We start from the raw sequence: 12,962 nt of genomic DNA, 5'->3' as shown, positions 1-12,962 counted from the left end.
TGTGTCGGAAACCTATGGTCTCCGGCCATGCAGATGATCAGCTTCTCAGCTTCGGGCTGGGAGACCTGGGATGTAGCGCGTCAGCCGTTGATCCGCGAGCAGATGCCGGTTCTCATCGATGACGACTTGCTCTTTGAGGACGCTCCCGGGTCCCCGCGGCCGTCGACGGTGGCGAACAGGTACCTCGCCGATCTCCCGATCAACGGCGCGCCGGCGGTGCGGACGTGGGTGAACAGCGCGGGCTGCCTCTCTGCGTGGCTCACGTTCCTCGAGGAGCGCGGGGTCCATCCGTTCGCGGACCGCCGGGAGTTGCGTGGTGTGCTGAGCATGTACGCCGAGTACCGGCTGGCCGGACCTCTGAAGGTGCGGTGGGACCACACCACGTGGAATCTCCACGTCAGCATCCTGTCCGCCTTCTACGACTGGGCGAAGGACGAGGGCTTGCTCACCGTCGTGCCCTTCACCTACCGCGTAGGGCACAGGATGGCCCACGGTGTGATGGAGAAGGTCCGGAAGAACATGGCCAAGCTCCCGCGTCCTCGACCTCACACGACGATCAAGCACCTGGAGTGGGACTTCGCCGAGCTCTTCGTACGAGGACTCGCTGGTCTCGACCCGCTCGGTGAACCTGACCTCCGCTATCGCCGCCCCCGGGAAGGCGCCCGGAACTCCGCGATGGGCAGCTTTGTCCTATCCAGCGGGTTGAGACGTCAGGAGTTCACCCACTTGACGGTCTATGAGATCCCGCCGCTTCCGCCCCGCCCGACAACGCTTCCCGCGCTCTTCCCGCTCGCGTACGCGATCACCAAGGGAGAGAAAGACCGCACGACGTGGACCCACTATGAGCCGCTGGCCGCGATGCACCAGTACCTCGACCTGGACAGGGCCGCCTCGGCGGAAGGCTTCAGGTGGCGGCCCCCGTCGAAGTACGGCGAGCCGCTGCACGTCGAGGAACCCGACTGGGAAGGAGCCCGCCTCAACGGAGTGCGTCGCTCCTGGAGAAGTCTGCGGCCGGCCGAGCGGCTGTGCCTGATCACCCCGGAGGGGCAGTCCCCGCTGGTGGGCCTGCAGTCCACGGGCGAGCCATTCGTCGACTGGGCGACGGTCTTTCGCCGTACCTCGGCGCGCATCCGCGAGCGATACGAACCCCGGTTCCCGACCGTGGCGCCCCACCGGCTGCGCCATTCCATGGCCATGCGGACCTTGGAGCAGCTGATCAAGGGCTACTACGCACGGCTTGCCGACCTGGTGGAGGACACCGACAGCGATGCCGCGCTCGCGCTCTACCTGCGCAAGCACGAGCCGATGCTCATCCTGCGTGACCTGCTCGGTCACTGGAGTGTGACGTCCACGGAGCTGTATATCGCGCGCCTGGACATCACCCGGATCTACAAGGAACTCTACCAGGGCGCGCGCGCCCGGCTCGACAGGACCGCCGCAGCCGAGGCAGACGCCGAGTTCGACGGGGAGGAGAAGGTCTGATGCCTGCGACCCTCGTGGACGAGCCGCTGGGTGTCCACTTCAGCTTCGTCGACGGCACCGACTGGACGGTCAGGCTCGCCGGGCTCCCTAACCCGCGGCTGGCACGAGACCTGGCGGTAGGTCTCGCGGCCAACGCCCATCCCCACGGGGGCATCAAGAGGCGGGCCACGGCCAACGGGTACGGGATCGCCGCGCGAAGGATGGTGCACGCGCTGTCGAAGGACGGTTTCAGTGGGGCCGCCTCCGAGCTGACCCGCGGCGTGCTGATGCGGTACTGGATGGCCAGCAACCACACCCGGGAGCGAAATACCCGACAGCTCTTGAAGGACCTCGACTTGGCTACCGGGTGCCTGCGCCCGGATGTCCGCGCGTACCTCGATGGCGAACCTGTCCAGGCCCGGCCCGTGCTGAGTACGTACAAGGCGTACACCGACGCCGAGTGGGAGCGGTTGGAGACGACGTGCCGACGCACGGTCGACGAGAGGTACGCCCGCTACAAACTGGCAGTCCAGAGCGACAAATGGGGTACGGATCCGGTTCTCACAGCGCGGGACGACGCGGAGGAGGACATCGCGTGGCTCATGCTCAGGCGCGGCCCACTGACGTACAACCGCTACCTTGACCACTTCCGGGTCCGGACTGGCGAAAAGCGCGGCATGCGTAAGACGAACACCATCGCCGGCCGCGTGGCCGTGCAGCGGGTGCGGGACGACCTCTTCCCGAGCCGCCCGATCACGGTCGCTTACAAGGCGCTGCTCGGCGTGTACTGCGGCGTCGTGCCCGACGGCATCGCCGACCTCGGCGTCGGCGATGTGGAGTGGGCCGGTGATGCAACGATTCTGCTGTCCTACCTGAAGGGCCGTACGGCGCGTGAGAGTTCCGTCCTGACGGGCCCTGCAGTGCGCCTGCTGGAACAGTGGCTGGAACACTCCTCCACGCTGCGGCGCTTTGCCGCCGACGGCCTTCGAGATGAGCTGTGGATCGGCGCCACCGAGTCCGGAGGCGAGGTGGCCCGCGACCACCCGAAGGGAGGGCATCGGCGCAGGTTCGTGGAACTGAGCGGGCTCGTCGATGACCAGGGACGCAAGTTCGTCATCCATGGCGGACGCATCCGGCACACCTACGACGAGCGGCTGGCGCGTCGGGGCTGGACCGGCCGCGCGCTGATCGATCCGAACCACGGTGCCCGCACGGAGGGAGATCACTACGCCACTCCCACCGACCCCGACCAGCTCGACGACATCGATTCGATCATCAACGACGGGCAGGTCGACATCCTGCGCAAGGCCCTGCCTCCCGTCGTGCTGACCAGTGAGAGGGCCGTGCAGTTCGCGGCTGATTTCCCCGACGAAGTACGACGCCTGGGGCTGGATACGGCCGCGATTGCCGAACTCGTCGGCGGGCAGCGCGACGTGTTCACCGCGGCCTGTACCGACCAGCTGGCCGGAGTCCACGGCCCGGTCGGAACGCCGTGTCCGGCCCGCCCGTGGGTGTGCCTACTGTGCCCGCTGGCGGTGTTCTTGCCGCGGCACGCGTCGAACCTGCTGCGGCTGGACGCGTTCTTCGCCCGCCAGTTCCAGCAGATGACGACCGACCACTACCTGCGGGTGTTCGGCCCGTACGCGCACCGGCTCACCCACAACATCCTGCCGAAGTTCTCCACGGAGGCGAAGGAGAAGGGCGAGTTGGACGTGGCCGACGACGACAGCGAGATCCCCCTGCGGCCCGAGGAGGCCACCCTGTGAAGCTCCCCCGCCCCCTGCGGGCCCCGGCCACGATCAACCGCCGGCCCGTTTCCGCTTTCGCCGGCTGCTACGTCCATGAGGCCATCGGCCTGGCGCTGTTGCCCGGCTCCGTACGCTCGCGGTTCGAGGAAGACCTGTGGGACATGTGGGGCCTGGCCGACAAGCCCCGTTCCATCAAGCAGCACGAGCTGACCTGGGACTTCTCCCAGATCATGAACCCGAAATGGCGTGTGGTCGCCAAGGAGATCCTGATCGCGCTGCTCGCCCCGCAACACGACAGCGTGTTGGAGTGCGCTCTCGCGCTGCGCAAGTACCGCAGTCCCCGCACCTGCAACCGCTTCCTGAGAAAGTTCACCGCGTGGTTCAACTGGCTGACCGCGAACGGGGTCACCTCCCTGGAGGAGGTCATGCAGGAGCACTGCGACCGGTTCACCGCCGAGGATCAGTGGTATGTCCCCAAGCCGGATGCGCCCCCGGTCCAGGTGGAACCCGAGACGCTGGCCGAAAGCGTCCGCGTCGTCCAACTGATCACGCTGTACGGGGACCTGCTGTCCACGGACAGCTACCGGGCGGGCTTTGTCCCGTGGGACGGCCGGAGCACCATCAAGGTCGTCGGCGGCACGTGGCTGCGGGCCAACCGCACCCCGCCGGTGCCCGATCAGCTCCTCCAGCCCGCGCTGTCCACCTGCCTCTACCTGGTCAACACGGTCGGTCCGCACCTCGCCGATCTCGTTGAGCAGGCCCGCGCCGACGCGGCGAGGACGAAGGACTTCCCACGTGCAACGCTGGCCCACGTCCCGGACCTGAAGCGCCTGTTCGCCCAGATGCACGCCGATCGCGTGCCGCTGCCGCTGGCCGAAGGCAAAGGCCAGGCCCGGCGTATCAGCACCGGCGACCTCGTACCCCTCAAAGACCTCGCGTGGTACCGCCTCGCGCACCAGGTCGGCACCAGCACCATCGCCGCCCCTTACCTGCGCGAGAAGATCACGCCCGAGCTCCTCGCGCTCGCCGAAGACGTGGGCTTCGAGAACTACTGGGCGCGCACCGCGCCGACGATCGCCCGCGAAGAGGACGGCGCACTGGTGCCGTGGACAGCCCCGCTGTCCGACGCTGGGATCCAGTCGATGGTCGCCAACGTCCTTGTGGCATGTCTGGTGGTTGCCAGCGCGCTCAGCGGCATGCGCAACAGCGAGCTGGTCGAGCTCAGCGTCGGTTGCAGGCGCCAGACGGTGACAAAGTTGGGCGGTACCCGGTTCCGGCTCGCCGGCCGTTTGATCAAGGGGCAGAAGCTCGGCGGGGTGCCCGACGAGTGGGTTGTGATCGAGGACGTGCACCGTGCCGTTGCCCTGGCCGAGCGCCTGTTGGGGGCGCCGCCCGGGGCCGCATTGTTCAACACCGTCGGCCTGTCGTTCGGCCTCACGCGCATGAGGAAGTGGCTGGAGGAGACCAGGAATCGGGAGCGCTGGGGCCTGCCGGTCATCCCGGCCGGCCCCATCAGCGCCCGGATGCTACGCCGGACGCTCGCCCTGTCGATCGCCGCGCGGCCCGGCGGGCTACTGGCCGCGAAGATCGCGCTGAAGCACATCTCCGTCGCCACGACAGAGGGGTATGCCGCGCGCCCCGGCGGATCCCAGCGGCTGTTCCTCACCGAGGTCGAGGAAGCCGAGGAAGGGAAGCACATGGAACTCACCGTGGAGGCATTCCGCGACCTCAAGGAGGGTCGCAAGCCCGCCGGTCCCGGCGCCCGCGGGCTGATCGAGGCACTCCAGCATGTGGATGCGCAGCTCAACGAGGCCGCCCGTCACGATCCGAATGTGTTGGACGACGACCGGCACCTGGAGAGCCTTCTGAGCAAGCTGTCGAAGGTGCTTCACGTCGGAGCGGCGAACTTCTGCTGGTTCCGCGACCCGTCCAAGGCGCTGTGCCTCAAGCTCGCGGGCACCCCGAACGCCAAGAAGCCGCTGGTGGGGATGTGTGACTCGGCCCGTTGCCCGCAGGCCACCCACCATCGCAGTCACCGGCCCGTGTGGCTCGGACAGATCACCGTGATCGACACCTTCGTCGAGAGCCCTCGTGTGGCCATGAGCGAGAAGGAACGTCTCCTGCCCGAACGCGACCGCGTCCAGCGCGTGGTCGCAGAGATCGACGCCGCCTCTGCGGCGGCGTGAGAGGAATGTGATGGCTCGGCTCACCGAGGAGGACAAGGCCCGCAACGAGGCCGCAATCCGGGCCGCGATGGAGCGGATCTTGAGCGGGAACCTGCCGCCGGGCGGCAAGACCGATCTCAAGACCCTCGCTGCGGTCGCCAAAGTGACCCGCACCGGCTTCTACCCGAAGAAGAACCGTGACGGCACCCCCAGGCCCGGCGCCTACCAGCACCTGGCCGAGGAGTTCGAGCGCCGGGTCCACGAACTCCAGCAGGCCGGGGAGATCGTCGACCCGCGCGAGGCACAGATCGCGCGGCTGAAGGCCGAGCGAGCGGAACTGAAGAAGCGCGTCGCCGACCGCGACGCGCGCCTGGAGAAGCTCACCGGATTCAAGCAGCTGGCGATCTCCCGGCTGGCCGCCCAGCATGCGGAGATCGAACGCCTCCGCCAGCAGATCACCGACGGCGCCACCGTCCGGGTCCTGCCCGCCGCCGCAGACCGCACGGCGCCGTACGGATCGTGCAGTTGACCGGCCCCTGGAACATGCCGAGCAGTCCGGAGCGGGCCCGCTCGCACACGGCGGGACCCGCAGCGCGGACCGCGCACCGCGATCAGCGTCTCGCCCTCCGGGACGCAGGCGTACTCCGGTTCTGACTGCGAGGAGTCATGCGTGCACGCATAGCTGGAGTCACGGCGCGGGCTGTGGTCGCATGCTGGGCACCGATGATGACCGGCAATACTTGCGCGGTTGGGTCTCGCTGCGGGTGCACGCAGACGGCGCTGACCTGCGGCGCTGATCGCGTCTGCTACGCCTAGGGGATTCGCGTCCGGTGCTCCGCCTGGAGGCGGTGCTGCCGCCGGGGGCTTCCGGTGGAGACTGACCCGGGGTGGACATCCTCGATCGTGCCTGCGGAGGAACGTTGGCCGGTTGGCGTCCTTCAGATGACGTTGACGGTTTCGAGGTAGCGCGTGGCGAGGTCGGTGTCGCCCGCGATCTCGACGTCGGCGTCGCGCCACGAGGAGCGTTGCGTTCCCCAGTCGGGAAACGTGATGGCTGGGGCGGTGATGCGGGCTGCTGGGGTGCGGGAGTCCGGGGTGGCGAGGCCGTCGGCGTCGATCCACCAGGTGCTGCCGCCGGGGCCTGTGAGGGTGAGGATGAGGCCGGCGTCGATTCCGGGTGCCGGGGACTTCGCGGTCTGGTTGCTGAGTACCGCGGTCATCCAGTCGAGCACTGCGCGCATCCGGTTCCCGTCCGTAGGGGGCGTCGGCAGGCCGAGTGCGGGGGTCATGTCGTGACGGAGGTGGGTGTGCAGGTCGAAGACCAGGGCGCCGCCCACGAGGAGCGCCATCGGGAATGAGCCGAGCTCGTTGAGCCGCATGGGCACCGCCCGCATCGGGGTGTGCCGCACGAAGGCGAGCATGCGGGCCGCGGTGCGGGTGGCGGACTCGAACTCGGCCATCACCTGCTGCCGGCTCCACGCACGGCGTACCTGCACGGGGCCCTCGTTGACGACTTCGAGGCTCGGTTGGCGGGCGGCCTGGAGGCCGGCGGGGATGTACATGTTGTGGGCGGTGGAGCCGATGTGGCCGACCATGTCGGCGATGCTCCAGCCGGCCGCCTTGCTGGGCGCGTTCCACTGGGAGGTGGTGAGGGAGTTCGCGAACTCGAGCATCCCAGTGCTCTCGGTGCGGAGCGCGGCGTGCAGGTTCTTCAGGTCGGGGGTGGGGAGGCGGTTGGCCATGTCTCATCTGCTCTCGTGAGATGTGCGGGCACGTCGTGTGGCGATCGGGATCTTCGAGCGCGCACAGGCGCGCCGAAGGCCGCGGGCAGCGCCGCGGGACGTGGATCGTGAAGCGTTGAGCGGGCGGTGGACATGGCCGCCCGACGGCGTCAGTTCGAGTTGCGGATGGCTTCTATCGCCGTGTCGTAGAGGTCGAACAGCGGCGTCGAGCCCCGACGCCGCAGCCATTCCTCGGTGGCGGCCTGCAGGCAGGTGATGGCCGTCGCGACGATGGCCCTGGCCGCGAAGCCCCGCGCCTCGGAGGCCGGCAGCTTCGGTTCGATCAGGGGGGCGAGCAGATCGGTCCACCTCGCCTGCTTCTCGGCGTGGCCGGCCCGCAGGGAGTCGTTGTCGAACAGCATCGAGACGAGCTCGAGGCGGTTCTCGGGGCTGGCCTCGATCTCGTCGAGCACCACGAACGAGTGGCGCAGCGAGACCCAGACGTCTTCATCGGCGGGCCGGGTGCCCAGGCGCGCCGCGATGACGTCACCCTGCTCGGACAGCCCGCTCAGCGCCAGGTCTTCTTTCGTGCGGAAGTAGTTGAACAGGGTGCGGCGCGAGACTCCGGCCGCTGCGGCGACCTCTTCGACGGTCGTCTCGTCGAAGCCCTTCTCGGCGAACAGCTGCATCGCCGTCTGTGCCAGAAGTGAGCGGACGACGGCTCGGGTCTGCAACCGGATGGAGGAGGGCGGCGTGGTCATGCACTGAGAGTACGCCAGTGCAGCTTGCGAACCAACTTGCACTCAGTGCAGAGACGTGCATAGAGTGTTCCCATGAGCGGAATCAAGTACGCCGCCCAGGCCGTCATCGTCACCGGAGTCAGCTCCGGCCTCGGCGCGCCGGGTGGACCGGCCGGAAAGGCCGCCCAGCGAAGCCCGCGACCTGCCCGCCCGGCGCAGGGAAGCCCGAGTGCACCTTCCGTGCTAAAAATGCCTGTAAATAGGCTTAAAAGTGACAAATAATACTAGGAGTTCATGATGGGTACGCATCGACCGGTAGCACTGGTGACGGGCGCGTCCTCCGGCATTGGAGAAGCCACCGCCCTGGCCCTCGTCCGGGCGGGTTTCGAGGTGGTCGGCACCAGCCGGAACACCGCGAAGGTCGCCCCGCGCGAGGGCGTGACCTTCCTCGACCTCGATGTAAGCAGCGACGAGTCGGTCACCACGCTGGTTCAGCAGGTCATCGACCGGTTCGGCCGGATCGATGTCCTGGTCAACAACGCCGGCATCGGCTCGTCGGGCGCCACCGAGGAAAGCTCCGTGGCACAGCACCAGCGGGTCTTCGACATCAACGTTTTCGGCGTGATCCGTATGACGAAGGCCGTCCTGCCCCTCATGCGGGCCCAGGGCCGTGGCCGGATCATCAACGTGTCGTCGTTCTACGGGTTCGCACCCCAGCCGTTCATGTCCGCCTACATCGCCTCCAAGCACGCGGTCGAGGGGTATTCCGAGTCCGTGGACCACGAGGTCCGCGAGCACGGCGTTCGCGTGCTGCTCGTCGAGCCCGGCGCGACCAACACCTCCTTCGAGGGCAATCTCGTACAGCCCGACACCCCGCTGCCGCTGTACGAAAGCCGGCGGCGGACCGTCGACCAGGCCGTCGCGAATGCGGTCAGGAGCGGCGACGACCCTGCCGTCGTCGCCCAGGGCCGTCGTCACCGCAGCCACCACCGGCAAGCCGAAGCTGCGCTCCCCCGCGGGACCGTTCGCCAAGCGCATGAGCCTGGCGCGCCGTCTCGCCCCGGCCCGGATCTTCGACCAGCAGATCCGCAAGTTCAACAAACTGCCGGGCTGACACCCCCCGCCCGGCCGATGCGTCTGCCGGCACCCGAGGAGGCCACCACATTCCCCGCATCAAGGAGACGAGCATGAGCGAGACCACCGGACCCGGCATCCTGGGCGTCAACCACGTCGCGCTGACGGTCACCGACCTCGACGCCAGCATGGCCTGGTATCAGCGACTGTTCCGCACCGACCACGTACTGGGCACGTTCCCGCACCTGGAGAAGGAAGAAACCGGCTACGGCGTGCTCCTCGCAGAGCCGCGCTCGGGAGTGGTGATCGCACTCCACGCCAACACCGGCAATCGCGGTGAATCGTTCGACGAAGTCCGCACGGGCCTCGACCACCTGTCCTTCACCGTGGCCTCACACGAGGAACTGCAGACCTGGGCGGCCTGGCTCGACGAGCTCGGTATCGAACACACCGGCATCCGGCATGTCACCCACCCGTTCCCCATCTCCACCGTGGCCCTCCGCGACCCGGACAACATCCAGCTCGAGTTCGTCACGGCCGGCTGACGCCCCGCCCACACGACGCTGGCACCCGACGCCCGGACGACCTGCGGATATGTGACGACAAAGGGTCGCGCCTGAGGCGACCGCGAGCGGACCGGTCGGACCTGTGCGTCTGCACACCGCAACCGCAACCATCGGAGGACAGTCCCATGCCCACTACCCAGCCCATCCACAACGCCACCCTCGCCGCCCAGTCCGACCGGGAGCGCTTCGGCGCCGTCCTCGCCGCCCAGCGAGCCGCCCAGCTGCGCGACGGTGCACCGTCGCTGGAGAGGCGGCGCCGCGATCTGCGCGCTTTCAAGGCGGCGCTGATCAGCCGGCGCCGCGCCATCGAAGAGGCGATCAACACCGACTTCGGCAACCGCTCGCGCCACGAGACGGCGATGATGGAGGTGCTCGGCGTCGTTCAGGGCATCGACTACCTCGACCGCCACCTGCGTTCCTTCATGCGCCCGACCCGACGCCGGATCGCGCTGAACCTGCGCAACGGCAGCAATCACATCGAGTACCAGCCCCTCGGGGTCGTCGGCGTGATCTCCCCGTGGAACTACCCGGTGAATCTTTCCCTGATGCCCGTGGTCACGGCCATCGCGGCCGGCAACCGGGTGATGCTCAAGCCGTCGAAGTACACGCCTGTCACGAACGCCCTGCTCACCGCGATGATCGCCGAGCTGTACCCCGAGGAGCAGGTCACCGTCGTCAGCGGCGACGGCAGCGCCTTCTCCTCACTCGCCTTCGACCACCTCGTCTTCACCGGCAGCAGCGCGGTCGGCCGCGCTGTGATGAAGGCGGCCAGCGAGAACCTCGTGCCGGTCACGCTCGAACTGGGCGGCAAGTCCCCGACCATCGTCGCCCGCGGACGGGTGAGTGACAAGACGGTCGAGTCGATCGTCTTCGGGAAGCTGCTCAGCGGCGGCCAGACCTGCATCGCCCCCGACTACGCCCTCGTGCACGAAAGCGAGGTGGACACCTTCGTCCAGCGCTACGACGCCCTGGTCAAGGCCGCGTACCCCGACGGACCCACGAGCGTCCACTACACCTCGATCGTGAACCAGACGCAGTACGACATCCTCGTCGAGCTGATCGCGGATGCCCGGGCTCACGGCGCGACCATCATCGAGGTGGGTCACCGACCGCAGGATGCGGCACTGCGCCCGCACACCTTCCCGCCCACCGTGGTGCTGGGCGTCACCGACGAGATGCGCATCGCGCACGAGGAGATCTTCGGACCGATCCTGCCGATCTTCCCGTACGGCACGATCGACGACGCCATCGACTACGTGAACCAACGGCCGCGGCCGCTTGCCCTCTACTACTTCGGCGCCGACGACGCCGACCGCCGCACCGTGCTCGACCGTACGACCTCGGGCAACGTGACCGTGAACGGCACGATCATGCACGTCGGGCAGGACGACCTCCCCTTCGGCGGAGTCGGCGAGAGCGGCATGGGCAAGTACCACGGCATCGAGGGCTTCCGCACTCTCAGCCACCCCAAGGGCATCTACACGCAAGGCCGCTGGAACGCCGCCAATCTGCTGCATCCGCCCTTCGGCAAGCGCGCCGACCTCCTCCTGGGCTTCTTCCTGCGCTGAGCACCACGGCCAGGGCGTTCCCGAACGCGATCACGCCCAGCACCACCATTGCCGCCCATGCCCAGATGGACTCGCCGTGGAGCCAACGACTCGCACACAGCGCGAAAGTCGAGAACAGGAATGGAGCACGTCATGAGTACGTCCAGCACTGTCATCCTCGATCGTCCGAACCCGAAGGTCGCGACGATCACCTTCCACAATCCGCCCGCCAACGTCGTCGCCGCCGAGACCGCTGTGCGGCTGCACGAGATCGTCAGGGACCTCGAGAACGACTCGGACGTCCAGGTCGTGGTCTTCACCAGCGACGTACCCAACTTCTTCCTCAACCACTTCGATCTCGCCGCCGTCAAGGAGCTGCCGGCACCCCAGACCGACGAGCCGCCCATCTGGACCGATCTCGTCATGCGCCTGTCGAAGGCGCCCTTCATCACGGTCGCGTCGATCCGCGGACGCACTCGTGGAGGCGGCAACGAGCTGGCCCTGGCCCTCGACCTGCGCTACGCGAGCCTCGAGAACGCCTACTTCGGACAGCCCGAGGTCGGCGCCGGCCTGCTCCCCGGAGGCGGCGGCACCGAGCGCCTCCCGCGCTTGCTCGGACGTGACCGGGCGCTCGAGGCCATCCTCGGCAGCGGCGACTACGACGCCGCCCAGGCGGAGCGGTGGGGCTGGGTGACCCGCGCGCTGCCCGACGCCGAGCTCGACGCTTTCGTCGACGCGATGGTCGCCCGTTTGGCGAGCTTCGACAAGAACTCGCTCGCTGCCGCCAAGGCCGCGGTCAACCGGGCCACCCTCCCGCCGGACGCTGACCTCATCACCGCGTTCTTCGAGTTCGCCAACTCGCTGACGCTGCCGGGCTTCCAGGCGCGCGCCGCGGCCACCCAGGCCATCGCCGCCGAGGTCGGCCTCGACTTCGAGTACCGCATGGGCGAATACATCGCCCGGGCCAACGAGCAGGTCTGACCCCAAAGCTCCTCCGGGCGAAATCGCCGTAACCGGCAGATCCTGCGAGATCCGAAGACTACCCACCACCAAGAGAAGGACGTCATGAGCACATATCTGGCAGACAGCGCCGAGGACCTCACCGTGCAGGGGCGTTCCGCGACCTTCACCTACCGGCGCATGGGCCCGCAGGGCGGAGTCCCGCTGGTCCTGCTGCAACGTTTCCGCGCCACCATCGACTGGTGGGACCCGGAGTTCCTGGACTACCTGGCCGCCGACCACGACGTAATCGTGTTCGACAACGTCGGTACCGGCTACACCACCGGTCAGCCGCGCGACTCCCTCGACGGGTTCGCCGAGGGCGCCATCGAGTTCATCGAGACCCTCGGCATCGCCCAGGCCGACCTGCTCGGCTGGTCACTGGGCGGCATGGTGGCCCAGCGCGTGACCCTGCACCGCCCCGACCTGGTGCGCAAGCTCATCGTGGCCGGCAGTCACCCGACCGCCTGGGCGCCCGGTGCGCCGGCCATGAGCGAGAAGGTCCTGGGCATCATGACCAAGCCCGGCGGCGGCGACCAGGAGGACATGCTGTACCTGTTCTACCCGGAGACCAACGCGGCCCGCGCTTCCGGGTTCAGCCACTTCGAGAACGTGTCCACCCGGCTCGGCCCCGGCGCCGCCGTCGTCTCCGACGCGACGGCGGACGGCCAGGTCACCGCGGCGACGCAGATCCTGACTACGCCCTTCGAGCAGGTGGCAGCAGAACTGGAAACCATCAAGCAGCCCGTCCTGTACGCAAACGGCGTCGACGACGTGATGCTCCCGGCCTTCGGTTCCTACGCCGCCGTCCAGCATCTCGACAACGCCACCCTGGTGCTCTACAGCGGCGCGGGCCATGCGTTCCTCTTCCAGCACGCCAAGGAGTTCACCACTCAGGTGGCCAACTTCCTCGCCGCCTGACGAAGCCGGACGGAGCGTCG

At 68.1% G+C, this 12,962-nt stretch carries 10 protein-coding genes and 1 pseudogene; 9 read left to right on the top strand and 2 right to left on the bottom strand.

Features of this window, described 5'->3' with window-relative positions; all coding sequences use genetic code 11:
- The first annotated feature begins 27 nt into the window (after window positions 1-27).
- The 4 genes from M2266_RS29835 (at window position 28) to M2266_RS29820 (ending at window position 5,903) form a co-directional block, all read left to right on the top strand.
- Window positions 28-1,482 (top strand): site-specific integrase, encoded by a 1,455-nt coding sequence (locus tag M2266_RS29835; protein ID WP_277440978.1) that lies wholly within the window; start codon window positions 28-30, stop codon window positions 1,480-1,482.
- Complete coding sequence (locus tag M2266_RS29830; protein WP_277440977.1) at window positions 1,482-3,227, top strand: hypothetical protein; 1,746 nt, start codon at window positions 1,482-1,484, stop codon at window positions 3,225-3,227. Before M2266_RS29835 ends, M2266_RS29830 begins: the two co-directional genes overlap by 1 nt.
- Window positions 3,228-3,370: 143 nt before the next feature.
- The gene (locus M2266_RS29825) at window positions 3,371-5,395 is read left to right on the top strand and encodes an integrase (protein ID WP_277440976.1); all 2,025 of its coding nucleotides are present in this window, start codon (window positions 3,371-3,373) and stop codon (window positions 5,393-5,395) included.
- 10 nt (window positions 5,396-5,405) lie between these two features.
- Window positions 5,406-5,903: a hypothetical protein gene (locus M2266_RS29820; protein ID WP_277440975.1), complete on the top strand. Its 498-nt coding sequence runs from the start codon at window positions 5,406-5,408 to the stop codon at window positions 5,901-5,903.
- 409 nt (window positions 5,904-6,312) lie between these two features.
- Here M2266_RS29820 and M2266_RS29815 read toward each other — a convergent pair whose 3' ends face one another.
- Together M2266_RS29815 and M2266_RS29810 are read right to left on the bottom strand one after the other, a co-directional pair.
- Window positions 6,313-7,116, bottom strand: coding sequence for a maleylpyruvate isomerase N-terminal domain-containing protein (locus tag M2266_RS29815; protein ID WP_277440974.1), 804 nt, complete (start codon window positions 7,114-7,116; stop codon window positions 6,313-6,315).
- Window positions 7,117-7,265: 149 nt separating this feature from the next.
- The gene (locus tag M2266_RS29810; RefSeq protein WP_277440973.1) at window positions 7,266-7,856 is read right to left on the bottom strand and encodes a TetR family transcriptional regulator; all 591 of its coding nucleotides are present in this window, start codon (window positions 7,854-7,856) and stop codon (window positions 7,266-7,268) included.
- A gap of 276 nt (window positions 7,857-8,132) precedes the next feature.
- Between M2266_RS29810 and M2266_RS29805 the strand changes: the two are divergent.
- The 5 genes and pseudogenes from M2266_RS29805 (at window position 8,133) to M2266_RS29785 (ending at window position 12,942) form a co-directional block, all read left to right on the top strand.
- Window positions 8,133-8,949, top strand: a pseudogene (locus M2266_RS29805) (oxidoreductase).
- 73 nt (window positions 8,950-9,022) lie between these two features.
- Window positions 9,023-9,454, top strand: coding sequence for a VOC family protein (locus M2266_RS29800; protein WP_277440972.1), 432 nt, complete (start codon window positions 9,023-9,025; stop codon window positions 9,452-9,454).
- Window positions 9,455-9,600: 146 nt separating this feature from the next.
- Window positions 9,601-11,043 carry a coniferyl aldehyde dehydrogenase gene (locus M2266_RS29795; protein WP_277440971.1) on the top strand — a complete coding sequence of 481 codons (1,443 nt, stop codon included), beginning with the start codon at window positions 9,601-9,603 and terminating at the stop codon, window positions 11,041-11,043.
- A 132-nt stretch (window positions 11,044-11,175) separates the two neighbouring features.
- Entirely contained in the window at window positions 11,176-12,003 is an 828-nt protein-coding gene (locus M2266_RS29790) for an enoyl-CoA hydratase/isomerase family protein (protein WP_277440970.1), read from the top strand.
- A gap of 84 nt (window positions 12,004-12,087) precedes the next feature.
- Complete coding sequence (locus tag M2266_RS29785) at window positions 12,088-12,942, top strand: alpha/beta hydrolase (protein ID WP_277440969.1); 855 nt, start codon at window positions 12,088-12,090, stop codon at window positions 12,940-12,942.
- The last annotated feature ends 20 nt before the right edge of the window (window positions 12,943-12,962 follow it).

The sequence above is a fragment of the Streptomyces sp. SPB162 genome (genome assembly GCF_029504575.1).
Taxonomy (GTDB): domain Bacteria; phylum Actinomycetota; class Actinomycetes; order Streptomycetales; family Streptomycetaceae; genus Actinacidiphila.
This window is presented reverse-complemented; position numbering and strand designations above follow the sequence as displayed.

Excerpts from the sequence above, each read along its gene's own strand:
- M2266_RS29825 (WP_277440976.1), top strand. The coding sequence starts at position 3,371 with ATGTGGGGCCTGGCCGACAAGCCCCGTTCCATCAAGCAGCACGAGCTG.
- M2266_RS29830 (WP_277440977.1), top strand. The coding sequence starts at position 1,482 with ATGCCTGCGACCCTCGTGGACGAGCCGCTGGGTGTCCACTTCAGCTTC.
- M2266_RS29815 (WP_277440974.1), bottom strand. The coding sequence starts at position 7,116 with ATGGCCAACCGCCTCCCCACCCCCGACCTGAAGAACCTGCACGCCGCG.
- M2266_RS29835 (WP_277440978.1), top strand. The coding sequence starts at position 28 with ATGCAGATGATCAGCTTCTCAGCTTCGGGCTGGGAGACCTGGGATGTA.
- M2266_RS29810 (WP_277440973.1), bottom strand. The coding sequence starts at position 7,856 with ATGACCACGCCGCCCTCCTCCATCCGGTTGCAGACCCGAGCCGTCGTC.
- M2266_RS29790 (WP_277440970.1), top strand. The coding sequence starts at position 11,176 with ATGAGTACGTCCAGCACTGTCATCCTCGATCGTCCGAACCCGAAGGTC.
- M2266_RS29785 (WP_277440969.1), top strand. The coding sequence starts at position 12,088 with ATGAGCACATATCTGGCAGACAGCGCCGAGGACCTCACCGTGCAGGGG.
- M2266_RS29795 (WP_277440971.1), top strand. The coding sequence starts at position 9,601 with ATGCCCACTACCCAGCCCATCCACAACGCCACCCTCGCCGCCCAGTCC.
- M2266_RS29800 (WP_277440972.1), top strand. The coding sequence starts at position 9,023 with ATGAGCGAGACCACCGGACCCGGCATCCTGGGCGTCAACCACGTCGCG.
- M2266_RS29820 (WP_277440975.1), top strand. The coding sequence starts at position 5,406 with ATGGCTCGGCTCACCGAGGAGGACAAGGCCCGCAACGAGGCCGCAATC.